General features: G+C 44.2%; 21 protein-coding genes, 1 pseudogene and 1 other annotated feature. Of the genes and pseudogenes, 2 read left to right on the top strand and 20 right to left on the bottom strand.

Annotation, left to right across the window (positions count from 1 at the left end; translation table 11 throughout):
- The first annotated feature begins 77 nt into the window (after window positions 1-77).
- Both VM640_RS13570 and VM640_RS13565 read left to right on the top strand, forming a co-directional pair.
- A complete protein-coding gene (locus tag VM640_RS13570; RefSeq protein WP_325393101.1) occupies window positions 78-1,946 on the top strand; it encodes a sigma-54 interaction domain-containing protein in 1,869 nt (622 codons plus the stop codon).
- 48 nt (window positions 1,947-1,994) lie between these two features.
- Entirely contained in the window at window positions 1,995-2,147 is a 153-nt protein-coding gene (locus VM640_RS13565) for a hypothetical protein (RefSeq protein ID WP_325393100.1), read from the top strand.
- An 82-nt stretch (window positions 2,148-2,229) separates the two neighbouring features.
- Here VM640_RS13565 and VM640_RS13560 read toward each other — a convergent pair whose 3' ends face one another.
- The 20 genes and pseudogenes from VM640_RS13560 to VM640_RS13465 all read right to left on the bottom strand — a co-directional run bounded on the left by VM640_RS13560 (window position 2,230) and on the right by VM640_RS13465 (window position 23,386).
- Window positions 2,230-3,024 (bottom strand): C-GCAxxG-C-C family (seleno)protein, encoded by a 795-nt coding sequence (locus tag VM640_RS13560; protein ID WP_325393098.1) that lies wholly within the window; start codon window positions 3,022-3,024, stop codon window positions 2,230-2,232.
- A 25-nt stretch (window positions 3,025-3,049) separates the two neighbouring features.
- Complete coding sequence (locus tag VM640_RS13555) at window positions 3,050-3,838, bottom strand: C-GCAxxG-C-C family (seleno)protein (protein ID WP_325393096.1); 789 nt, start codon at window positions 3,836-3,838, stop codon at window positions 3,050-3,052.
- 298 nt (window positions 3,839-4,136) lie between these two features.
- Window positions 4,137-4,931, bottom strand: a complete 795-nt coding sequence (locus VM640_RS13550; protein ID WP_325393094.1) for an ABC transporter ATP-binding protein — start codon at window positions 4,929-4,931, stop codon at window positions 4,137-4,139.
- 27 nt (window positions 4,932-4,958) lie between these two features.
- Window positions 4,959-5,873 carry an ABC transporter permease gene (locus VM640_RS13545; RefSeq protein WP_325393092.1) on the bottom strand — a complete coding sequence of 305 codons (915 nt, stop codon included), beginning with the start codon at window positions 5,871-5,873 and terminating at the stop codon, window positions 4,959-4,961.
- 21 nt (window positions 5,874-5,894) lie between these two features.
- Window positions 5,895-6,902 (bottom strand): ABC transporter substrate-binding protein, encoded by a 1,008-nt coding sequence (locus VM640_RS13540; protein ID WP_325393090.1) that lies wholly within the window; start codon window positions 6,900-6,902, stop codon window positions 5,895-5,897.
- A gap of 136 nt (window positions 6,903-7,038) precedes the next feature.
- Window positions 7,039-7,315, bottom strand: a binding site (T-box leader).
- Between the two features lie 36 nt (window positions 7,316-7,351).
- The gene (locus tag VM640_RS13535) at window positions 7,352-8,347 is read right to left on the bottom strand and encodes a GGDEF domain-containing protein (RefSeq protein ID WP_325393088.1); all 996 of its coding nucleotides are present in this window, start codon (window positions 8,345-8,347) and stop codon (window positions 7,352-7,354) included.
- 192 nt (window positions 8,348-8,539) lie between these two features.
- Window positions 8,540-9,541 (bottom strand): ABC transporter substrate-binding protein, encoded by a 1,002-nt coding sequence (locus VM640_RS13530; RefSeq protein ID WP_325393086.1) that lies wholly within the window; start codon window positions 9,539-9,541, stop codon window positions 8,540-8,542.
- Window positions 9,542-9,642: 101 nt separating this feature from the next.
- Window positions 9,643-10,464, bottom strand: coding sequence for an ABC transporter permease (locus VM640_RS13525; RefSeq protein WP_325393084.1), 822 nt, complete (start codon window positions 10,462-10,464; stop codon window positions 9,643-9,645).
- A complete protein-coding gene (locus VM640_RS13520; protein ID WP_325393082.1) occupies window positions 10,451-11,218 on the bottom strand; it encodes an ABC transporter ATP-binding protein in 768 nt (255 codons plus the stop codon). Before VM640_RS13520 ends, VM640_RS13525 begins: the two co-directional genes overlap by 14 nt.
- Before the next feature lie 207 nt (window positions 11,219-11,425).
- On the bottom strand, window positions 11,426-12,655 hold the full coding sequence (locus VM640_RS13515; protein WP_325393080.1) for an LL-diaminopimelate aminotransferase: 1,230 nt from the start codon (window positions 12,653-12,655) through the stop codon (window positions 11,426-11,428).
- A 709-nt stretch (window positions 12,656-13,364) separates the two neighbouring features.
- A complete protein-coding gene (locus tag VM640_RS13510; RefSeq protein ID WP_325393078.1) occupies window positions 13,365-13,910 on the bottom strand; it encodes an NADH peroxidase in 546 nt (181 codons plus the stop codon).
- A 350-nt stretch (window positions 13,911-14,260) separates the two neighbouring features.
- Complete coding sequence (locus VM640_RS13505; protein ID WP_325393076.1) at window positions 14,261-15,559, bottom strand: NAD(P)-dependent oxidoreductase; 1,299 nt, start codon at window positions 15,557-15,559, stop codon at window positions 14,261-14,263.
- Between the two features lie 652 nt (window positions 15,560-16,211).
- The gene (locus VM640_RS17205) at window positions 16,212-16,379 is read right to left on the bottom strand and encodes a MaoC/PaaZ C-terminal domain-containing protein (protein ID WP_414647994.1); all 168 of its coding nucleotides are present in this window, start codon (window positions 16,377-16,379) and stop codon (window positions 16,212-16,214) included.
- A 3-nt stretch (window positions 16,380-16,382) separates the two neighbouring features.
- A pseudogene (locus tag VM640_RS13495) lies at window positions 16,383-16,613 on the bottom strand (enoyl-CoA hydratase-related protein); the annotation flags it as partial.
- A 299-nt stretch (window positions 16,614-16,912) separates the two neighbouring features.
- The gene (locus tag VM640_RS13490; protein ID WP_325393072.1) at window positions 16,913-17,788 is read right to left on the bottom strand and encodes a dimethyl sulfoxide reductase anchor subunit family protein; all 876 of its coding nucleotides are present in this window, start codon (window positions 17,786-17,788) and stop codon (window positions 16,913-16,915) included.
- Between the two features lie 34 nt (window positions 17,789-17,822).
- Window positions 17,823-18,365 (bottom strand): DMSO/selenate family reductase complex B subunit, encoded by a 543-nt coding sequence (locus VM640_RS13485; RefSeq protein ID WP_325393070.1) that lies wholly within the window; start codon window positions 18,363-18,365, stop codon window positions 17,823-17,825.
- 16 nt (window positions 18,366-18,381) lie between these two features.
- Entirely contained in the window at window positions 18,382-20,955 is a 2,574-nt protein-coding gene (locus VM640_RS13480; RefSeq protein WP_325393068.1) for a molybdopterin-dependent oxidoreductase, read from the bottom strand.
- Window positions 20,956-20,976: 21 nt separating this feature from the next.
- Window positions 20,977-21,675, bottom strand: coding sequence for a TorD/DmsD family molecular chaperone (locus VM640_RS13475; RefSeq protein WP_325393066.1), 699 nt, complete (start codon window positions 21,673-21,675; stop codon window positions 20,977-20,979).
- 259 nt (window positions 21,676-21,934) lie between these two features.
- Complete coding sequence (locus tag VM640_RS13470; RefSeq protein ID WP_325393065.1) at window positions 21,935-22,807, bottom strand: dimethyl sulfoxide reductase anchor subunit family protein; 873 nt, start codon at window positions 22,805-22,807, stop codon at window positions 21,935-21,937.
- Between the two features lie 36 nt (window positions 22,808-22,843).
- Complete coding sequence (locus VM640_RS13465; protein ID WP_325393063.1) at window positions 22,844-23,386, bottom strand: DMSO/selenate family reductase complex B subunit; 543 nt, start codon at window positions 23,384-23,386, stop codon at window positions 22,844-22,846.

Raw genomic sequence — 23,386 nt, 5'->3', positions numbered from 1 at the left:
TCAAAAACAGAACCCCTTTAGCCCAGTAAAATCAATAGTTCGGAGAGGTCATTTTCCAATTTGGGACTACACTTTCGTTGGCAAACCCTAGAAGCCTTGATATTACTGCGTTTGGAATAAATTGTCGCCAAACTTGGGTTCTAAAGAAAAAAAAAGCAGAATATGCTGAATTACTGACTCTTGCCGGACCTGTTCTGAGCTCTCTCTTTACCTTATTGGATTGTAATATCTCGCTTTGTGATGCAGAGGGTTTTGTTTTTGAATTAATCACCCCCCTTAAGTACTATCCAAGATCATTAGGAACCTACTGCGAAGAAGCCATAAGTGGTAACGGGTCCACCACCATCGCTCTGCATGAGAAAGTTCCTTTCCGAACGGATGGGATTGAACACTACCGCTTGGTTGCGCAAACTTTCTCTGATGTAAGCGCACCTATTCATCAAAAAAACACCATGCTTGGAGTCCTCAATGCAGTAAATCCTTTCGGATGTCTTCCAGAGCGAGCCCTCCCCATGATTATCGCTGCCACAAAAATTATTGAACAGTATATTGATGAAGCAGCAAAACTGATTATACCCTTCGAGAACTCGAAATATTTCAAAGAAATGATTAACTGGTGTTCTCAATTTATTGTGGTCTTGGATGAGAAGGGAATCGTTCTTGCCTTGAACCAATCCTCAGAACATCTTTGGAACCCTGCTCGATTAAAGAACAAGTCCTTTGGAAATTCTCTCATCGCGAAGAGTGATCTCTCCCTCCTTTTGAACAAAGATATTCAAGATATTCATCAACGAGAATTTAAATTTAATGGATTAGTGGGTAGCGAAGAACAAGCGCCCCTGCGTTGCCTGCTCCTCAGAAAGGGAAAGATTTTCCTTCCCAATGGAGATATTCATACCATGCTCATATTCGATTCAGCTTCTGTAAAAGATGAAGCCGGAAATCTGCTCCCCTCTTCACTGGCTTTAACGAAACATTGCAAACCTTTGTCCCCTCAGCCAGTCGACTGTATTGGAGAAAGTCCAGCCTGGAACAAAGTGAATATGATGATTCACAAAACGGCTCAGTTTCCCTCCAATGTTCTTCTTCAAGGTGAAACAGGGACAGGTAAAGAAGTTGTTGCTAAGGCTATTCATCGTTTAAGTCAGCGCAAAGGTAGTTTTGTGGCCATTAACTGTGGAGCTCTGCTGAAGGAACTCCTTCAAAGTGAACTTTTTGGATATGAAGAAGGTGCCTTTACTGGGGCACGAGCGCATGGTTCCATCGGTAAATTCGAGCATGCTCATGAGGGAACCTTACTTCTTGATGAAATTGGCGAAATGCCGTTGGACATGCAAGTTTCTCTTTTGAGGTTTCTCCAAGAACGAACCATTACACGGATTAACTCTAATAAACCTAGAAAAGTGGATGTACGAATCATTGCTGCCACGAATAGAGATATGGCTGAACTTGTTCAGGCTGGCCTATTCCGACAGGATCTCTATTACAGACTCAATGTCATCGAAATTGAGCTTCCTCCTCTCCGTGAGCGAGAAAGTGATATTCCCCTCTTAGCGGAGCATTTCATCTCAGAATTAGCCAAACAGTTTAAGATGGAACCCAAAAAAATTACGGATAATGCCTTAAAGATTCTTTGCCAGTATAATTGGCCTGGAAATGTAAGAGAATTAAAAAATGTGATTGAAAAAGCATTAATTTTGACTGAAGGACAGGAAATCTCAGTCGAAATTTTATCGGATCTGCAATTGAATCACACTCCTCTCTCCTCCAGAGAAGAGGCGGCAGGTCACAAGCTCTCTGAACGTGAGCATATCATTCAACTCTTAGAGAAATATAATGGGAACATCTGCCAAACTGCTAAAACCTTAAATATTGCCCGCAATACGTTGTATCGTAAGATCGAAAAACTCAATATTAAAATCAAAACCTCAGCCCAAGGACAGTAAGTAGCCTTTCAAAAATTCCATAGAAGCAAAAAGAGACTACCACGAAATATGGTTGTCTCTTTTTGCGGTATCCCCTACTTTTACTGGAATAATAAGATGACGTGTACTCTGCTCATTGTTGTCTTCGCAAACTTAGGAAGCGCACTCGGATCATTGATTGGTGGAGTCGATATTGCCCGTCTATTCATCGAAAATCTATAAACAAAGGGACTCGATACATAGAAAAAGCGACTGATTTTATCAATCGCTTTTTCTATGTATTTAAAGTCTATAAGTTACATTCTTAAAGGGGATGATTTGTTATTTTATCCACATGGCACATGGTACAATTCGCGAGACCTTGCTCATCATCACGTTGGCTTGTTGCTCCATTATGGCAAGATAAGCATGATGAAAATTCTGCCCCCGGTTGATAAACACCTACAAAGGTTCCTGCCTTCCAAGATTTCAGGATCTCTGCTGCCTTCGCCGCTGTATCTGCAGCAACTTTTGCACAGCGATCTTTCTTTTGATCAGAGCTCACTGTATTTTTTGTTGTATAGCACCAGTTCGATACGGATAAATGGCAAAGTGGAGAATTTGAAACCGTTTGCCTTACTCTTTTGTAGTTCGCATAGGAATCCATGAGGTTACTGGGGAAAGGATTCGTCGTATACCACCCGATTAACTCATTTCCTAACGGATCGACAGCCGTACCTGCTGCTAGATTCATAACATAGAGCGATCCATTTAAAGCTCCGCAGAGCGTTCCCCAGTTAAACGCTCCACCTTTACCATACTTAAACATATCGACAGGCAAGGTATCCCAAGGCGTTCCGGCTGTATCATATAGCGTATCCATAAGAGCCTTAGCTGATGCATACATACAACCACCCGTATAATAGTTCTGATAAGCCCGTTGTCTTATGACTGTAGTATCGAGTGGAGCATAAGGCCAAGGGAGTGCTGGTGCAGCAGCCTGAACGCTTTTAGGGTCGAGTATACCTACGATGCCGCTAGATACTGCAGCTCCTGCAGCCAAAAAGCCTATACTTTTTAAGAAATTTCTTCTATCAAAGTTCTTTCCTTCCAAAGACATAATTCACACCTCCGTTTTCTCGAACTTAAATATGATGAGTAGTCTTATCGGTATGACATTCTAGGCAGTCCAATTGTCCTTGTTCATTATCATAACGACTCGTCGGTCCGAAATGGCAAGGTAAACAGCGAGCAAAGTCTGCATCCGGCTGATAAGCAGCAGCAAAGGTCCCAGCTTTCCAGGCATTCAATAGCTCAGCCGCTCTTGCCGCTGTATCTCCTGCCAATTTGGCACAGCGGTCCTTCTTTTCAGGGCTATTCACAGTTGCACTTGCGACCTTACACCAAAGACTTACCGACTGGTGACAGAGGGGAGAGTCTGCGACTGTTGTTATTTGGTTGGGATATTTGCAATAGAGTTCATGAGCGCTACTTGGGAATGGAAACTTACTATACCAACCTAGAAGCTCTGGTCCAATGGAATCGGCAGCAGTTCCTGACGCAATCTCGATGACCGCTAAAGAACCGTTGAGAGCCCCACATAAAGTTCCCCAGTTTATAGCTCCTCCCTTGCCGAACTTAAACATATCTGCGGGAATCGAGTCCCAAGGAGCACCTACCACTTCAACTAACGTATCCAACAATGCCCTGGCTGAAGCATACATGCAGCCACCGGTAAAGTAGTAATCATAACCTCTTCGTCTCACGGTATTGACATCGAGGGTTTGATAAGGAAACGGCAGGGATGAAGCAGCCGCCACAGCATTTTTAGGTCTAATACCTGATGTCACGCCTGTTGCAACTGCCCCTACCGCAAAGGCTGCGCTTCCCATTAAGAACCTTCTTCGAGATACGCTTTGCTTTTCCCTTGACATTTAATAACACCTCCACGATTTTAGATTTCACTTGCGTAAGTGGGCACATGAACAAATAGCTTCCCTGCCATCCCTCCTTAAACCATCATTTACCCTTAGGTTTTTTTAATAAGTCTGCTATGAAATAACTATATAATTCTTATAGTATAAAATTTGTTATAATATGTCTAAAATGGAAAATTAATCTATTTTAATTTATTATATGACTATACAAAAAAGGTTATAGTAAAACAAGGGTGGAACAGGAGGACAGGTCCCTCGTTCCACCCAGTAGTCTCTATTCGTGCTTTAAATCAATCTAACCAAGTAGCATTCGATCATTATCCATTTCTGTGCCACTTCGTTTTTCGAACTGTGCGATGAGTTTGTCCACAGTCATATTTTTCCGTTCTTCTCCTTGAAGATCCATGATGATCTGTCCTTCATGCATCATGATCGTCCTCGTTCCGAATTCCAGAGAAGCCTTCATATTATGTGTAATCATAAGGGTACAGAGGTTTTCCTCGGTAACAAATTTTTGCGTTAAGCTCATCACCTTGTGAGCAATGGATGGGTCAAGTGCTGCGGTATGCTCATCCAAAAGGAGAAGTTTAGGCTTGACAATCGTGGCCATAAGCAGAGTCAACGCTTGGCGTTGCCCCCCAGAAAGCAGTCCGACCTTCTGCTTCATCCGGTTTTCAAGTTCCATCTCTAATAGTTCGAGGCGCTCCTGTAACTTTCGGCTCTCTTTTTTGCGGAGCCCTGGTCTTAGTCCCAAAGGCTCTCCCTTCGCCAGAGCAATGGCCAAATTTTCTTCAATCGTCATATCAAAGGCAGTCCCTTTTAAGGGATCTTGAAAAACCCGGCCAATCAGGCGGGATCGTTTATATTCAGGATCAAAGGTGACATCGATGGAATCCAAAACGATCTTGCCTTCATCAATCGGAAAAACACCGGCAATGCCATTAAAGAGCGTGGATTTGCCTGCTCCGTTGCCCCCAATAACCGTAACAAAGTCCCCTTCTTGCAGTGAAAGACTTACCTTCTGAAGTGCCCGTTTCTCATTGATGCTTCCTTTAGCAAAGGTTTTGCTGATGGATTCAATTTCTAGCATAAGACAAGTCATTCCTTTCACTGTGCATTAGGATGGACTCTTTTTAGTCGGATCAAGACGTTTATACTTGCGACGCACCCCGGAAAATTTCTTGTTAATCACGGGCATGGACAAGGCTAGCGTAACAATCACGGCCGAAACGAGCTTGAGGTCAGTCGGAGGCATTCCTAATTCCAAAGCAACGGCAATAATCAGCCGATAGAGGATTGAGCCCAGGATTACGGCAACCAACCGGCGGAATAAGGTTTTGATCCCAAAAACGACTTCTCCGATAATCACCGAGGCTAAACCGATGACCACCATGCCGATGCCCATCCCGACATCCACAAAGGATTGCTCCTGGGCGATCAAAGCTCCTGAGAGCGAGACCAACCCGTTCGAAATAGCCATTCCGATCACGATGACTAAATCCGTATTCACCCCTTGAGACCGAACCATCTGGTCATTATCTCCGGTCGCCCTCAGAACAAAGCCGGTTCGAGTTTTTAGAAAAAGATATAACAAGGAGAGAACCACAAGAAGAAGGACGACATCGAAAATGAGACGAGCATAATCACCAGGTATGAGTTTTTCCATATAACTATAGACCGTCGCCTTATTAAGGAGGGCAATATTTGCTTTGCCATTCATAACCTTAAGATTGATTGAGTAAAGACCCAACATGGTTAAAATTCCAGCCAGCAGCGGTTGAATTTCTAGTTTCGTGTGAAGAAGTGCGGTGACACACCCTGCACCCCCACCTGCAATAAAAGCGAGGAACAGACCCCAAAAGGGATGACCGCTGACACTCATGATCACTGAGACAGCAGCTCCCAGGGTGAAACCGCTATCTACCGTTAAATCCGGCATATTGAGTGATCGAAAGGAAAGGAAAACCCCCAGCGCTAAGATTGCATAAATGATTCCCAGTTCTAAGGATCCCTGGAAGGCAGTGAGTGTCATCCGCTTAAACCCCTTTTCTTACTATTTTCCAAAGACTTGAGCGGCTTGCTTTAGGACATCCTCAGGAAGCTTGACCCCGATCGTATCGGCCGTACCTTGGTTGACGTAGATATCCATATCCGTCATCGTCTTCACAGGAATATCTCCCGCTTTCTTTCCCTTTAAGACTTCAACAGCCATATTTGCCGTTTCTTTGCCGAGGATCGTGTAGTTGATCCCATAAGTCGCTAGACCCCCGTCTTTCACCATGGAATCCGCTCCGACATAGACCGGAATTTTCGCCTTGTTCGCTGTTTGAGCAACAAGGGGCATAGCCGAGGCTATCGTATTATCAATCGGCGAGAAGATCGCATCGACTCTGCCGACTAAAGAATTAACCGCTTGCTGAACCTCAGAGGAATTTGTTACTGTTGCACTAACAACGGTTATATTGTTCTTCTGCGCATAGTCCTTTAAATTGTCAATCACGGCAACAGAGTTTGTTTCACTGGAATTATAGAGAGCGCCAACCGTTTTAATGTTGGGGGTAATGCGTTTGGCGAGCTCCATAATCTTTTCGGCGGAAACACGATCCGAAGTACCGGTAACATTTCCACCTGGGTTATTCATATCCTTGACAAGACCTGAGCCTACCGGATCGGTTGCAGCCGAAAAAATAACCGGGATATCCTTAGTTTCGCTCACAACGGCTTGGGCAGACGGAGTAGCAATAGCAATAATCAGGTCATATTTATTATTGACGAATTTCTGGGAAATCGTTTTTAAGTTGGTTTGATCGCCTTGAGCGTTCTCGTAATCAATCGTAATATTTTCTCCGTCTTTATAGCCCTGAGCCGCCAATTCGTTAATAATTGAATCGCGGATTGTGTTTAAGGACGGATGCTCAACGATTTGAATGATTCCCACCTTTTTCTTGGTATTACTCGCATTACTCTTGGCTGAATTTTGAGTTGTACCACACCCTGCCACTGATAACACCAGACCTAGGGTCAAAAGAACTGACATCACTACCGCTAACTTTTTCTTCATTTGAAGATACCTCCTCATTCCATTTTCATTTTCGACGTTTCAACGGATTCAGGTCTTCTCTGCAGTTTCCTTCATCCGCGGAAATGAAAGGAAATAGGTTCGTACCAAAATCAAAAACGCCTGCCCTTAAACTTAAGTTAAGGACAGGCGTCAGCCTGCGGTACCACCTTAATTGATACACACACAGCCAAAACCTTATTGTTTTGCTCCAGTGTATCATCTCGTTGCAGAGTGCCATCACACCCTTAGCCCATTAACGCTGGCTTTGCGTCGGAAGCTACTAAAGTAACCCTTACTTTTTCGCTCCGCCCTCAGAGGCCCATTTACCCGCTCCGTTACCTGCCAGGCTTCCACCGATCCTGACTCTCTACGAGGTTGGTCTTGCGGTTTTACTTCCTCATCAACGGTTTTATCTATCATAACATTTTAAAATAAGGATTTCAAGATATCTAGGCTGATTTATAAACCCTATTTCTGACACTTTTGGCTTTATACATCGCCTGGTCAGCCCTAGCGATCAATCTATCTGTAGGTTCATCGGATTCGAGGCGTGAACCAACCACCCCAAAACTTCCGGTGATTTTGATGAGAGAGCCTTCATAGACCGTCATCATTTCTTCCACACTCTGTCTCATCCGTTCGGCAATCAGATAGGCATCCTGAATTTCTGTATCAGGGAGGCAGATGATAAACTCTTCTCCGCCAAAGCGACAGATAAAATCATAAGTCCGTGTTTCCTGACTCAGGCATTCCGAAAACTGTTGCAGAACATAATCGCCGGCCAAATGGCCGTAGAAATCATTGATCGATTTAAAGTTATCAATATCGACGAGAATTAGAGAAACTTTTGTTTGACTACGCTTACCCCGCGCCAATTCTTCCCCTAGCCGATTCATAAAAACTCTCCGATTGAGACAGCCTGTCAGATAATCAGTACTTGCTAAGGTCTCCGCTCTTACTTTAGCCTTCTTTAATGCTTCTTCCGCATTTTTGGTCAGCGTAATATCTTGAATTTGAGTCACGAAAAACTTCGGATTTTGTAACTCATCTCGGACAATCGAAACTGTGGCTTTTGCCCAAACAATATATCCTGCTTTATGAATATAACGCTTAATGGATTGGAAAGAATCTGATTTCCCGAGCAGGAGCTCCCGAGCGTAGGACGTATCATTGTCCTGATCTTCAGGATGGATAAAATCCTTATGCGTCATTTCCATCAGTTCATCTTTCGAATAGCCTACGATATTGCAATAAGAGGGATTGATATCAACATACGTAAAGTCAGGTAGAACAACAGCCATTCCAAGTGCTGTCTTTTCAAACGCGATTTCCTTGATGGCGACTCCAGCTGGCGTAGATCTTTTGAGCTGATCATATTTTCTCTTGAGTGAAAAAATATAGACAGCTAAGAGAACAAGGGCAGGGATTAAAATAAGTTCAAACATACCCTCCATATTATTTCTTTCACTCCATCCAGTGCTATTCTTTCACCATAATTTAGTCATATTTATAATATTCTCCTGTTATCTGTAAATCCCTTCTATTTTTTGCTCTTTTTTAGATAATTTTTCCATCTAAAAAAGAAATGGCCCAAACCGTTCCGTGGCTTGGGCTCGGATGATTTATCCGTTGGTTAACTATTTAATATTTCTAATCGCCGTCTCCGCAAAGGTTGTCGTCACAATTTTATCATAAGGGGCAACTTTATTGAGTTCACCTGCATCCTGCAGTGCCTTTTGTAAAACATCCAAATCCTTTTCTAAGAGGATCGGATCCTTCTTCCAGGTATTCTGATCCTTATAACGTTTGACCACTCCGGAGAGGATTTCATCATTAGCATCGGGAAATTGAGGTTTAATGGCTTTAGCGATTTCCTCTGGGGAATGGTTATCCACCCAACGCTGGCCTTTATAGATGGCGTTCGTAAATTTCTGCACGATTTGAGGATTTTTCTCAAGATAGCTTTTTTTTGCAAAATAAGCTGTATACGGAACTGCGCCACTGGCTTTACCCATGGAGGCGACAATAAACGCTTTACCTTCTTTCTCCATTTCGGAGGCCGTTGGTTCATAAACAATCACATAATCGCCTTTGCCCCCGATGAAGGCCCCCGGCATGGCGGCAAATTGCATTGTCGTATCGATCAGGATATCTTTGCCAGGAGTTAAGCCATTCTTGCGGAGGACGTATTGAAGAATGATTTCCGGCATTCCGCCTTTCCGTCCGCCGATAATGGTTTTGCCTTTGAGATCACTCCACTTAAAATTAGGATTGGGTTGGCGTGCCATGAGGAAGGTTCCATCCCCGTTCGTCAGTTGGGCAAAAACGACCCCGTGATCCTCTTTGCCTTCATTATAAACATAGACAGTAGCTTCTGGACCAGCGAACCCGATATCTACTTGACCCGACAGAACGGAAGTCATGACCTTGTCTGCGCCTTGGCCGTTCGAGAGCTCAACCTCTAATCCCTCATCTTGAAAAAAGCCTTGAGTTAAAGCCACATATTGTGGGGCATAAAAAATGGAATGGGTCACCTCAGAAAGTTGCACCTTGGTCAGGGTCGTTTGCTTGCCACACCCGCTTATTACCAGAGAAAAGCCTAAGAGAACCATACTAAGTAAGAGCATAAACCGTTTCATGACAATCCTCCCTTTTTAATTGGCTTCAGAACTCGCCTATTGATGTTTCCTTTATGTGAAGAGTGCTAAGCACTCAACGTTGGCTTTGAAAACCTGCTACTTTACCCTCTGTATTTCATTAGCCATTTTTCCAGAATAACTACGCCTTGGTACATCAGTGCCGCGGCCACTCCGAGGATGAGCACGCTCGTCATTACCAGATCGAGCTTAAAGACTTGCCCGCCATAAACGATAAGGTAACCTAGTCCCGACTTCGAAACCAGAAATTCGCCTACGATCACACCAACCCAGGATAGGCCAACATTGATCTTCAGGGCATTGATAATCGTGGGCAAAGATGCTGGAAGTAGAACCTTGGCTAAGACCTGATATTTTTTTCCGCCAAAGGTATGAACTAACTTAATCTTTTCTTGGTCAATCGCTAAAAAACCATTAAGGACTTCCATAATCGTGACAATTAGGGAAATAGCTAGAGTCATGACAATGATCGCCGCTGGACCTGCCCCGATCCAAACAATAAACACAGGACCGAGGGCAATTTTAGGTAAGCTGTTTAAAATAACGAGATAGGGTTCGGCAACTTTGGACAGGAATTCGGACCACCACAGGATAATGGCGATAATCGTTCCCAAAAACGTTCCGAGCACAAACCCAACGATGGTTTCCCAACAGGTTACTCCGATATGCTGAAACAGCGCTCCCTCTTGATAAAGTTGAATAATTGTTTTAAGTACCCGGGAGGGTTGACTCGTAATGAAGGGATCAATAACCTTCATGTTGGCTAGAATCTCCCAGAGGGCAAAAGCTACACAAAGGATAATCAGTTGCGTAAACCGGACCACCATTTTTCCCCTGCGGACGCTCCGCAAAAACTCCTGATGTTCCTGCGATGGGTTCAAAACCTCGTCATCAGACATGGACATCCAACTCCTTCCAGATATCCTGGAAATAATGCCTGAATTCCGGAGCTTCTCTTGAGGATAGAGGCGTCCGGTGGTCACAACTTAAGCGGATTTGATACGTATTTTTCACAGTCCCAGGCCGCTTGGAGAGAACGACCACGCGATCCGACATGGCGATACTTTCGGAAATATCATGAGTGACCAGAATGGCCGTCTTATTTTCCTTTTTAATAATGGCATAAATATCATCATTCACGGCCAGCCGAGTCTGATAATCCAAAGCGGAGAAAGCTTCATCCAAAAGCAGAATTCTGGGGTCAGTCACCAATGTCCGGATGAGGGCTACCCTTTGTCTCATCCCTCCTGAAAGCTGACTTGGATAAGCGTTACGAAATTCATCGAGGCCATAAGTTTTAAGCATTGCTAGGGCATGATCCTTAGCCTTCGGGGATACGTTTTTTTGAATTTCCAAGCCGAGCAGGACATTTTTGTAAATCGTCCGCCAGTCAAAAAGATGATCTTTTTGGAGCATATACCCAATCTTCCGAGAGGCTCCGTTGATCTTTTCTCCATTGAGCAGAACCCTTCCCTTGGTTGCCGGCAACAACCCCGAAATGATCGACAAAAGCGTGGATTTACCACACCCGCTTGGACCAACAATACTTAAAAATTCTCCATCTCGGACAGAAAAATTGATATCTTCTAGAGCATTGATTTCCCCATCAAGGGATTGATACTTCATCCCTATGTTATGTATCTCTAGGACGTCATACATTTGCACTCCCCCCATGCCCCTCGCTTAATACCGTTTTGTCTGTATTAGTGTATTGAGGTAGGAGGAAATCGGTGATTCCTCCGTTGAATTTGAACTGAATTCAAAAAACTTAAGCACCAAAAAAGATCCTACATTCACACTCGATCGTGAATATAGGATCTCTTTTTGATTTGATGCACCTTATTAACTTACCTCTTAACTGACCCCTTACATATTTGTTCTAATTCTTTCGATTGCCTTTTCCGTGTTTTCACGGGTGCCAAAAGCGGTTAAGCGGAAGTACCCTTCACCATTCGCTCCGAAACCAGCTCCAGGGGTACCCACAACATTCGCTTCTTTCATCAATTTATCGAAGAATTCCCAAGAGCCCATCTGATTCGGTGTCTTCATCCAGATATAGGGCGCATTTATCCCACCGAAAATTTGATAGCCTGCTTTTTCTAACCCTTCGCGGATAATCCGCGCATTTTCCATGTAATAATCAATCGTTTCTCTCACCTGTTTTTGTCCGTCATCCGTAAAGACAGCTGCTGCTGCTGCCTGCACGGGATAAGAGACACCATTGAATTTCGTCGTCTGCCGTCTTAACCACAGGGTATTCAGGCTATGTGCTTCCCCTTTGGCATCATATACCTTAGCCTCCTTCGGAACAATCGTGTAAGCACAACGCGTACCAGTAAATCCAGCTGTTTTCGAGAAACTTCTGAACTCGACGGCAACCTCACGCGCTCCTTCGATCTCAAAAATGCTGTGAGGAACGTTATCTTCACGGATAAACGATTCATAGGCTGCATCAAACAAAATAATGGATTGATTTTTCCGAGCGTAATCTACCCATTTTTTCAATTCCTCTTGGGAAAGGGTCACCCCGGTCGGATTGTTCGGGAAGCATAAATAGATCATGTCCACACGACTTTGGGGAAGAGCAGGTTTCATCCCATTTTCTTCAGTGCAGGGAAGATAAACAATCTTTTCAAATTGTCCCTGTTCATTCGGAAAACCTGTACGTCCAGCCATAACATTGGTATCAACATAAACCGGATAAACCGGGTCGCTGACTGCAATCGTGTTATTCACTCCGAAAAGTTCTTGGAAATTCGCAGTGTCACTCTTCGCCCCGTCACTGATAAACACTTCATCTGTCGAGAGTTGGACCCCGCGTGGAGTAAAGTCATGGTCGATAATTTTTTGACTTAAGAACTCATACCCTTGTTCTGGGCCATACCCTCGAAAACTCTCCGCCTGGCCCATCTCTTCAACGGCCTTTTTCATCGCCTCAACAACAGCTGCCGGAAGAGGCCGGGTTACATCCCCAATTCCCAAACGGATGATGTCCGCACTCGGGTTTTCTTGTTTAAACTGATTGACCCTACGGGCGATTTCGGAGAACAAGTAACTCCCCGGTAATTTCAAATAGCTTTCGTTGATTTGTGCCATCGTCTATATAACCCCTTTCTATGTAAGAGACATTCTCGTGCTATGGAAATAATTATATTTTTACAAGGAGAATTTTGCAACTTTTATTAAGTATACATGTACTGAAGCAGCTCTGCCAAACCTCAGGGTAATACCTGAAGTGAACCACTAGCGCCGCTAAGCTTCGAAAGCTTCATTCGCCTTACCGTCCCTCACGAAATCGTTCACTTCTGTGCGATATAGGAGACTCGGCTTAGAGGTGAGGTACGAAACTCAAGCCCTAGTCGACTTATCCTCGAAGGGGAGAAGCTACGCTTGCGGGTCAATCTTCAGGCAATTCTTCGAAGCGAGTTACGATTACAGTAAGCGAGGACTCTACGCGAACAGTCACCAAGATTGGGCAGAACTGCGCCTACTTTAGAGGGACGAGGCACACGATGTGACTCGCCGACCGTGAGCCAAGGACGGCGAATTGGAAGGGCATCCCGCAGCTTTCATCCAGCAGTTATGCCCTTAGCTTGGGTCTGCGAGCGTACGTCCGGCGTCTGTAACGTAACTTTGCTTGCAAGAATCCCAGAAACAACCTATTTGATCTGAGCAGACCTAAGGCTTTTTCAGGGTAGACATTCATGCCGTTGCTTAGCACATCAGAGGATGAAATGTGATGGTGAAAAATGAAGGACGCCGAAAATAACGTTCGGCGTCCTGGGCTCTTCGATTGATTTAAATCTTATTTGAAGTAACGATTGAGTAATCCTTGGAAAGCCTTACCATGGCGGGCTTCATCTTTACACATTTCATGAACGGTATCATGGATTGCATCATAGTTGAGTTTTTTCGCCAGAGTTGCGAGATCTTTCTTTCCTTGAGTAGCGCCGTATTCTGCTGCGATTCTCAATTCAAGATTCTTTTTGGTATCGGCATTGACAACTTCTCCTAAGAGTTCAGCAAACTTCGAAGCATGTTCTGCTTCTTCGAAAGCAATTCGTTTGTAGGCTTCACCCACTTCTGGGAACCCTTCACGGTCTGCTTGACGACTCATGGCAAGATACATACCTACTTCGGTGCACTCACCGGTGAAATTAGCTCTTAAGCCTTCGAGAACTTCAGGGTCAACACCTTGGGCTATGCCAATTTTATGCTCATCAGCCCATTGCATAACTCCTTCAACTTGTTCTGAAAACTTCTCTCTTGGAGCATGACATTGTGGACATTCTTTCGGGGGCTCAGTTCCTTCATAGATGTAACCACAAACAGCGCAAACAAATTTTTTCATTAGAATCTCTCCCTTTTAATCTTTTTATTTTTTATCTTGGTTTTTTTGTGGGCTCTCTTTATATTTCTTATTATATTATAATTATTATAAAAGTCAAGTGCCACCTACTATTTTTTTCATGCTTTCTTCATACTGAAAATCCTTACCCTAATTTCTCTACCTTTTCCCGTTATAAACTAATCCGGGACAACTACCAATATTTCTCTCGTATTTTGAGCGAAAATAAAGAAAACTTGGCTTGCGCCAAGCCTCTAGCGTAGGCGGAAGCCTTAGTTGCACTTATGCTATCTGCCCAAAACTTATACTTTCTGTTAGTAAGAAAAAAGAAACGAGGGACCTGTCCCCTCGTTTCACTTTCTTAGTAGGTAGGCATGAATCTCAATCGCAATTCTTCGTCCTTCTCCCATGGCCTTAACCACTGTCGCGGGTCCATGAACGACATCCCCGGCAGCGAAGACGCCTTCGCGGGTTGTCATCCCATGCTCATCACTGAGCAATAATCCACCCTTATCCACCTGAAAGCCTTCAGAGGTTGAAACGATTCGAGCAAAAGGTCGTTGACCAATAGCGACATACACTTTATCCGCAGGGATAACGAAACTTTCCTCTTCTTTGAGCCTTAATCGCCCGTTATCCATAACTTCCGTAGGTGCGCACTTGATTCCAGTTACACTATCCTGACCCAGAATCTCCAGGGGGGCCGCGTAGGATCGAATCCCGACTCCTTCAGCTACAGCTTCATCTCGTTCCTTATCCCGTGCAGCCATCTGGTCAAGACCTCGCCGAGCAAGAACAGTAACCTCAGCACCCAACCTACTCGAGGTGCGTGCTGCATCCATCGCCACATTACCCGCACCAATGACAACCACTTGTTCACCCTGTTTAGTCGGTAATTCATTTTCTGGTAATTGTCCTAGATTATAGAGATTAATCGTCTGTAGCACATAAATTGCAGCCATAACTCCTTTTAAGTCTTCTCCTGGGATGTTTAGCTTTTGTGGCAGTCCGGCACCGGTACCAATAAATACCGCCTGATAGCCCATTGTAAAAAGATCATCCAAGAGTATATCTACACCGATTAAGGTATTTAATCGGAACTCGACCCCCAGATTTTTGATCTTCTCGATCTCATGCCTCACGACTTCTTTGGGTAAACGATATTCCGGTATCCCATAGAGAAGTACTCCACCCGGTTCTGACTCCCCTTCAAAGACCGTTACTGCATACCCTATCTGCGTTAACTGAACTGCGGCCGCCAAGCCCGCAGGACCAGAGCCAATAACAGCAACAGAGCCCATGGTCGAGACCACTTTCGTAAACTCGACGTCTTTACCTTGTTCAGCGATAAATTGTTCGAGTTTTCCAATGCGAATCGCCTTACCTTTACGGGCTAAAATACAGCCTGCTTCACATTGCTTTTCTTGCGGGCAAACGCGTCCACAAACTGCAGGCAGATAACTATGTCGATAAATAGCATCAAGGCCAATCTCATAATTTTCCTCTTTGATGGCTTTGATAAATTGTGGAATCGCGTTATTCACGGGACAGCCCTTGCGACACGTCGGTTTTTTACATTGAAGGCAGCGTGAGGCCTCAGCTAAGGCTTCCTCTTCGCTAAACCCAAGTTCAAATTCAATATGCTCTTCCATGAGTATCCCCTCTATTTTCTAATTGTTACATAGATGTTTTACTTTAAATGGGATTCTAAAAAATAGAATTTATCTATGATTATAACACACTCAAGGCAACCGGCATAGTCGAAGTTAATCTCATTATCTTTCAAGGTATGGAAGTATCTCCTTAGGAATTGTCTTTTATCCTGAACAAGCGGCTAAGAATGGGAGAAGAATTCAAGAGATCCTGCAGGATTTCAAAATTCATCCAGCCATTTATCCGTTAATAGAAGGAGGCAAAACCGTCGAATATGGTGCCCATTTAGTGCCTGAGTTGGGTTTGAGCGGCATGCCGAAACAACTTTATCGAGAGGGTCTCATTATGGTGGGCGATGCTGCAGGCTTTGGAATTAATACCGGATTGACCATTCGGGGTATTGATATGGCGATTGTTAGCGGAATTGCAGCGGCTAATGCGGTTATCAAAGCGAATTCCATATCTGAAGTCGGTCCTAAATATATGCAAGAACTTGAGAATCTTCAAGCGCTGCCGAACCAAAGAGCCTTCGCCGGGTGGCATAAGATTTTTGAACTTTCGCGTCTTTTTGATGATTATCCCAAGATCTGTGGTTATGGCGAAGGTCAAAACCCCATGTGCAATTCGCCTTCCAAAGGGGGTTCCTTTGGCCTATTCCTGATTGGTATGCAACGGATTATAATCTCCGGACAAACCTGCAAAAGTTGCTACATCAGCCTCGGTAATGGTTCTTTGGGCTGTTTCAAAAACATCTCCAATTTCAAATTGGTCAAACGTTTTTCCTCTATTTACGTAAGCATATAATTTTTCTCCTTTCAAACGTTAAAGTTTGGTTTTCTCTTTTCGTTGAAAGCCTGAAAAAAGGGCATCCGCTAAGGCATTTACCTCATCCATCAGGCTTTCCGGGGCAACAACTTTGTTGACTAATCCGACCTCAAGCGCTTCTTGAGCGGTGTGGCTTTGCGCCAGATAGATAAATTCCTTCGCTTTGGCTACACCGATCAGTCGGGGCAGCCGCTGGGTTCCTGAAAACCCGGGAATGACGCCTAAACCGGTTTCCGGATCCTTTACTGCATGTACCCTCCTTTCCTAGTTTGTAAACCATTTCACTTATTCGGTTTGACCTTATACTATGCAATTCCCATACCAAGTCGAATAAAGGCGTAATGCCGCGTATTTATTAAAAATAGAAAATAAGAGCTGTCATGTTTAGATGACAACTCTTATTCCTACTCAAGAAAATTATCGCAGTTAACAAGCAAGGACTAGCCTGCTATCTCTAAGTTTATTACACTGTCATTATAAAATGACAGTGTAATGATTTATTGACAGATAAACCTCTCTCTTCTTCCTTAGCCCCCAATAATAGGCGAAATACCACAGGCGTAGAAGAGATAACGGCTCATAAATTCTCCAGCGACAACTAAAACTAGTGCCAGGAGAATTGTACTCACCGGAAAACTTTGCGCCTTGTTCCCCTGTTTTCTCAGCAGATAAACCAGCAACACTACACCGATCAACGAGAGAATTGCACTAAAGATCAACAGGCCCATACTTCCCGTCAGAATCTGGGCTGACGCTTCAGCCGTTGCTCCGCCCGCTTTCAGGCCGGATAGGTAAATGGGGAAATAAAGAAGAGGCAAAATGACTGCTGCAACACTGACATAACTTACCGATGTTAGGGCCTTGGTCATGGATTCAGAAAAGGCTCTGCCCTTCATCCCCAAAACGAAGACACTAACAGCACCTAAACCGCCCATCGCCAAGGTCGCTCCGAAAAAAGCGACATACGTATTCATATTCGCCCAAGCCGGTCGAATTGAAGAACTATAGATATGAGCCATACTAAAGATCGCCGCTAAGCCAACGAGTGCTGTGATCCACCCCAGAGCATTGCTTTCTTTGCCTTTACGGGAAAACCACCAAAAGATAAGCCAAAGCGCTAAGAAGCCGCCAGCTGTTAAAATCTCTCGGCTCAACCAAGAGGACCCCAAGTTCAAAATCGAACGCGGAGCACCTAATGGATCACCCAAATGGAACACTGAAAAAATCAAAGCTAAAACAGTAACTGGACCCACCGCTGTAAACCCAAAGCTCAAGGCTTTCGAAGCCTGAGTGTCTTGACTCCCGATGAGGGCTTTGATAACCATCAGAATGAGGAACGTCCCTACACTTAACTGCATGAGTAGCGTGAACGTCATTAATGGCCATTCTTCAGCAAACACCATTTACCTTACCTCCTTACTCTTACCGAGTTAATTTCTAACGTTTTTTAACCTTAATTACAATATTCGGAGTGGTCGTCGCTGAACTGGGAAGACCTGGTGCATCAGCATTGGTGCCGTATTTTTGACGAAGTTCGGCGATATCACCAAATTGTAAACATCGCATCACACACGCGTCAACACAGGCCGGATTTTCCCCTTTAGCGATTAAGTCTGAACATCCGTCACATTTACCTACTTTGCCTTCATCCTCTTTATATTGAGGAGCTCCATAAGGGCAAGACCAAGTGCAAAGGCGACAGCCAATGCACTTAGCATGGTCGAGGATTACAATGCCATCCTCTTTCCGCTTTTGGAGCGCTCCAGTTGGACAGTTCTCAACACATTTAGGATGATCACAATGGTTACAACCGATGGAAAAATGGGCGCGATGAGGATTCGGGAATTTACCGGTTTCGATATCATAGACTCGGCGATAACGCGGGCCTACTTTCAAATTGTTTTTATCCTTACAAGCAACCTGACAAACCTTGCACCCGATACAACTTGTTTGATCGTAATAAAAGCCTTTTTGTGCCAATGTCATTCACTCCTTTCTAGAGAACGATCCGTAGGGGCCATTTGGAATCTTCTTGGAGAGGTTCTCCCGTCCATTTCTCGACTTGACAAACGGTCGAGTTCCAACCTCCGATACCTTGCCCGGTTGGGATCGATCCTGTCAGTATATTATCGGATCCCGCTTTATCGACTTGATTTTTCTCATCCATCTCAATCCACGCCCCATGAGGAAGTCCCACTACGCCTGGTTTTATCGTCTCAGTTACATGAGCAGGGCGTAAAGTTTTGCCGTGTTTGCTACTAATTAGGACGGTATCGCCTTCTTTAATGCCTCGTTCCTCTGCATCCTTTGTGGAAATGAATACAGGGTTTGGCCAAGCTTCCCGCAGCCAGGGGTTATTATCAAATACACTATGTGAACGTCGTAAATAGTGAGGATTGATGACTTGAAGAGGATAATCCCCTTTTACTTTCGCTTTAAAATCTTTGAACGTGTCCTCATAGCCTTCAATCGGCTGATTATACGTTGGAATAGGCTTAATTTCCGTAAAACCATAGCCTTTAATTAAATCGGCTAAAGCTTGACTATGAATCTCCAGCTTACCGCTTTTTGTCTTGAGCGGATGAGCTGCAGGATCTTTATAAAAGTCTTCGAAGGCAATATAACCCAAATTATCGCCTGGTTTACGTTCGACTTGGTATAGCCCTTTTTCTAGAGCTTCCTTGAGCGATAGCCGGCCTTGTTGAGGTTTAATTGTTCCGCCCCATTCTTTGATATCTGCCTCCGTAAGCGTAATCAAGGGTTCCATGCCCTTTCCATCCGCTTTAATGACTTGGCAACCGGCGAGTTGATTTAAGAATCTCTGCTTCTCGTTCAATGGACAAACTTGTTCAGCTGTAAAGCCTAAGCGTTTTCCCAGTTCTTGAGCAATGTCCATATCACTCTTCGATTCATAAAGAGAGTCTGTTACCTTTGTCCACCAGACCATAGCGTCGCGGTTCATGTCCCACGGGAAACCACCGACTCTCTCCCATGGCGTGTTCACTGGCAGTACAACATCTGCATATTTGCAGTTCGTTGTTAAGAATTGACCATGTGCAACCACGAATTCCACTTTACGATGAGCTGTAATTCCCTTGACTTGATCAGCTCTGGTTTGCAGGACGGCTTCTTCTCCATGGTAAATCATTTGAATGTTAACATTTTTTACATCTTTATAACCCGCTGTGTATTTACCATCAAGAATGGCTGTCCACATTTCATTACAATTGATACTTTCCTTAATCGGGTTAGCAATCGGAGGAACATTATCGAAACCATAGGTTACGAGTGCAGGTCCACCATTGCCCGTTGCATAGTGACAACTTACTCCCGTCATGCAACCTGATTTGCCAATACTGCCTGTCATTGCCCCAAGGGTCATGAACATTTGTGGCCAAGAATCTGAGTTGTGTGTCTTCGCAGGAGCCCAAGCTGTAATCAAAGCTACCCGCTCGGTTTTGGCCATCTCGATCGCGAGATTACGGATGACCTCTGCTGTGACACCACAAATTTCCGAAGCCCATTCCGCGGTCTTGGGTATGCCATCAGAGATACCCAGTACATAATCTTTGAAGTTTTCTTTGGGATCTGCGCCAGCCGGCATATGATCCTTATCAAAACCAACGGTACAACGATTCAAGAAATCCCAGTCAATTAACTTGTTGTTCACAGGATCGTCTTCCTTGAGTAAGGTATAAGCCATTCCTAGGAACATCGCATGATCAGTGCCTTGGTTAATCGGAATCCATTGATCTGCGAGTAATTCAGCACTATCGTTAAAAATCGGGTCAATAAAGATAAATTTAGCCCCCGCTTTTTTGGCCTGAAGGTAATTATAGGTTGGGCTACCCCCGGCACTCCAAGCTGGATTACCACCAACAACTACAATCAATTGAGAATTCCGTAAATCTAAACGGTCATTGATACTCCAGCCAAAGTACCCTTCGGGCATACCGATTTTCTCAGGACCCCAACGCCAAGAACCCCAAGAATCTGTGCTCCACATGCCAATGGATCCACCCGCTAGAGACAAGGTACGTCCAATGTCTCCAGGATACGGAGCAAAAATACCTCGATTGCCATATTTCCCACTAATACGCTTAATTTCACTAGCGACAATCTCCAGAGCCTCATCCCAAGAAATACGGACCCATTCATCTTGACCGCGCAATTCTTTCTTTCCGCCGCCAGGTTCCCAATTCTTCCGCTTCATAGGATATTTAAGTCTGTCTACCCCAAACACTTGCATCCGTTGTGAACGTCCCCGGTTACATCCCCGTTGTTGTGGATAATCCGGAGAATCAGGATGGGTGTCATCTGTCTTTTGGCGCACAACCACGCCATCCACAACATAAGCCTTGTTTGAACAACGTCCGCCGCAATTGTGCCAACAAGCTATAGGCTGCCATTTGCCTTCCTTCGTAGCCAAATTTGCCGCTGCCGTAGTTGAATCTACTTTAGCCAATCCGCAGCCAGGAAGCGTAATCGCCGCTGCAGCAACTGCCGTTAAGCCCAGAAAAGACCTTCTCTTCATCGAATAATTTTTTGCCTTCTCGATGAGATTTGCCACGTTCATTCACCTCCAGTTAATTTAAGACACCGTGTAATCTATATCCAAAAGCTCTTCAAGAGCTTCAAGATCTAAGGCTAAATAGCCGTTAAGAATTTTGGCCATGCCAGGATAGAAGGCCAAATTAGCACTTGCAAGGATTTTTTGAGTTAAATCAGGAACCCACTTCAATAAGTGCTCTTGCAAAAACGCCTTTTGATCTTCTAGGACTACTTTTAGCTCTGTGAAATCCTCTTGTTGCAAATATCTCAAGGATAGTTCGCTTAGTTGGTACATAAAATCCAGTTCTAAGCCTAAATGGTCATCGGCTTCCTGTTTAAAATGTTTAGGTAAGAATTGATAATTTAAGTAAGCGTGCCTAACCTTAAGGGTTTGTTCTTGAAAAAGGAGCCGTTCTTTATTTAGATAAGCTGATTCCCAAAGTGGAGCCGGTAATTTATCCGGTCCAATAAACATGCGCGTATAATCCCAGTGCAAATCATTGTATTCATTTTCGCTTTTTAAATCATGCTCCTGCAAGAATACAGCAATCTGAGCGATTCCCTCACGAATCTCTGCATTTTCCTCAGTAAATGGGAACGTTACAGTAAATTCTTTGTCCATAATGAGGTTCAAAAACTCTTTCGTAGGTTCTTCTAAGAAGGTTCTCCTTAAGACATCGTAAACAAAAACTCGCGCCTCTAATAAAGGTTGAGCGTTCAAGCCGTTTTCTTGTTTCATTGGTAACACCCCCTTTTCATGTTCATTATTACACAAAGCATTTTGTAAAAAGCTACAAAAAATTTGTCGATTATTTGTATAAAGAAAACCCGACTTTCGCTGAGCTTAGCGAAGAACGAAAGCCGCTGGTTGCACTTATGTTATCTGCCCTAAACTTTTACTTTCTGTTAGTAGAAAAAGCACCTCGCTTGTACGAGGTGCTTTGAAACGAAATTCTTCATGCCAGTTATAGTAATCACATAATCTGAAAGAACTCTTCTCAGATTCCAATAATCGGCGAAATACCACAGGCGTAGAAGAAATACCGGCCCATAAATTCGCCAGCAACAACCAGAACTAGTGCCAGGAGAATCACACTCATAGGAAAGCTTTGAGCCTTGTTCCCCTGTTTTTTCAACAGATAAACCAGCAGTACGGCACCGATTACAGAGAGAATTGCCCTGAAAATCAGCAGACCCATACTTCCCGTCAGAACCTGGGCAGATGCTTCAGCAGTTACTCCACCTGTTTTCAGACCAGATAGGTACATGGGGAAATAAAGCAGAGGCAAGACGACAGCTGCTACACCAACATAGCTCACCGTTGTAAGGGCCTTGGTCACAGCTTCGGAAAAACTACCCTTCATTCCCAAAACAAAGACACTTACAGCCCCTAAGACGCCCATCGCCAAGGTTGCTCCGAAAAAGGCGACGTATGTGTTCGTATTGGCCCAAGCTGGACGAACTGAGGAACTATAGATATGAGACATACTCAAGATCGCTGCTAAGCCAACGAGTGCTGTGACCCACCCCAAAGCATGGCTTTCTTTCCCTTTACGAGATAGCCACCAAAAGACAATCCATAGGGCGAAAAAGCCACCCGTCGTTAAAATCTCACGACTTAACCAAGAAGATGCAAGGTTCAAGATGGAACGCGGAGCACCTAAGGGATCACCTAAGTGAAATACGGAAAAAATTAAGGCTAACAAAGTAACTGGGCCCACCACCGTAAATCCAAAGCGCAGTGCCTTTGAAGCTTGCGAGTCTTGATTCCCAATAAGAGCTTTAATAACCATTAAGATAATAAACGTGCCTATACTCAGCTGTGCTAAGAGCGTAAACGTCATTAATGGCCACTCTTCGGCAAATATCATTTTTCCTTACCTCCTTACGCTAAATGATGATACGATTTAGTGTTTCTTAACATTAATGATGAGATTGGGGTGAGTCGTTTCAGAACTCGGCAGACCTGGCGCATCGGCATTCTTGCCGTATTTTTGGCGCAGTTCCTCAATATCCCCGAATTTGATTGCTCTCAACGGGCATGAATCAACACATACCGGATTTTGGCCTTGGTCGACCAAGTCTGCGCATCCGTCACATTTTCCGCTTTTGCCCTGTTCTTTAAGGTATTGCGGACGTCCGTAAGGACAAGACCAGGTGCACAGTTTACAGCCGATGCATTTTTTTCGATCCTGAACGACCAAACCATCTTTTTCCCGTTTGTAAATAGCACCCGTTGGACAGTTCTCGGCACATTTCGGATGATCACAGTGATTACACCCTAAGGAAAAGAAACTGCCCCATACATCTGGATATGTTCCGCCTTCAAAATCAAATACTTTGCGGAACAGCTCCCCTACTTTCAGATCATTTTTATCTTTACAGGCAATTTGGCATGCTTTACATCCCGTACAAACAACTTGATCATAATAGAACCCTTTTTGTCCCAT

The organism is Desulfitobacterium sp., assembly GCF_035539115.1.
Lineage (GTDB): Bacteria > Bacillota > Desulfitobacteriia > Desulfitobacteriales > Desulfitobacteriaceae > Desulfitobacterium_A.
This window is presented reverse-complemented; position numbering and strand designations above follow the sequence as displayed.

Bases quoted from the DNA above. Each gene is read 5' to 3' on its own strand.
- VM640_RS13565 (WP_325393100.1), top strand. From the start codon at position 1,995: ATGGTTGTCTCTTTTTGCGGTATCCCCTACTTTTACTGGAATAATAAG.
- VM640_RS13560 (WP_325393098.1), bottom strand. From the start codon at position 3,024: ATGTCTTTGGAAGGAAAGAACTTTGATAGAAGAAATTTCTTAAAAAGT.
- VM640_RS13555 (WP_325393096.1), bottom strand. From the start codon at position 3,838: ATGTCAAGGGAAAAGCAAAGCGTATCTCGAAGAAGGTTCTTAATGGGA.
- VM640_RS13550 (WP_325393094.1), bottom strand. From the start codon at position 4,931: ATGCTAGAAATTGAATCCATCAGCAAAACCTTTGCTAAAGGAAGCATC.
- VM640_RS13545 (WP_325393092.1), bottom strand. From the start codon at position 5,873: ATGACACTCACTGCCTTCCAGGGATCCTTAGAACTGGGAATCATTTAT.
- VM640_RS13540 (WP_325393090.1), bottom strand. From the start codon at position 6,902: ATGAAGAAAAAGTTAGCGGTAGTGATGTCAGTTCTTTTGACCCTAGGT.
- VM640_RS13535 (WP_325393088.1), bottom strand. From the start codon at position 8,347: ATGTTTGAACTTATTTTAATCCCTGCCCTTGTTCTCTTAGCTGTCTAT.
- VM640_RS13530 (WP_325393086.1), bottom strand. From the start codon at position 9,541: ATGAAACGGTTTATGCTCTTACTTAGTATGGTTCTCTTAGGCTTTTCT.
- VM640_RS13525 (WP_325393084.1), bottom strand. From the start codon at position 10,464: ATGTCCATGTCTGATGACGAGGTTTTGAACCCATCGCAGGAACATCAG.
- VM640_RS13520 (WP_325393082.1), bottom strand. From the start codon at position 11,218: ATGTATGACGTCCTAGAGATACATAACATAGGGATGAAGTATCAATCC.
- VM640_RS13515 (WP_325393080.1), bottom strand. From the start codon at position 12,655: ATGGCACAAATCAACGAAAGCTATTTGAAATTACCGGGGAGTTACTTG.
- VM640_RS13510 (WP_325393078.1), bottom strand. From the start codon at position 13,910: ATGAAAAAATTTGTTTGCGCTGTTTGTGGTTACATCTATGAAGGAACT.
- VM640_RS13505 (WP_325393076.1), bottom strand. From the start codon at position 15,559: ATGGAAGAGCATATTGAATTTGAACTTGGGTTTAGCGAAGAGGAAGCC.
- VM640_RS13490 (WP_325393072.1), bottom strand. From the start codon at position 17,788: ATGGTGTTTGCTGAAGAATGGCCATTAATGACGTTCACGCTACTCATG.
- VM640_RS13475 (WP_325393066.1), bottom strand. From the start codon at position 21,675: ATGAAACAAGAAAACGGCTTGAACGCTCAACCTTTATTAGAGGCGCGA.
- VM640_RS13470 (WP_325393065.1), bottom strand. From the start codon at position 22,807: ATGATATTTGCCGAAGAGTGGCCATTAATGACGTTTACGCTCTTAGCA.
- VM640_RS13465 (WP_325393063.1), bottom strand. From the start codon at position 23,386: ATGGGACAAAAAGGGTTCTATTATGATCAAGTTGTTTGTACGGGATGT.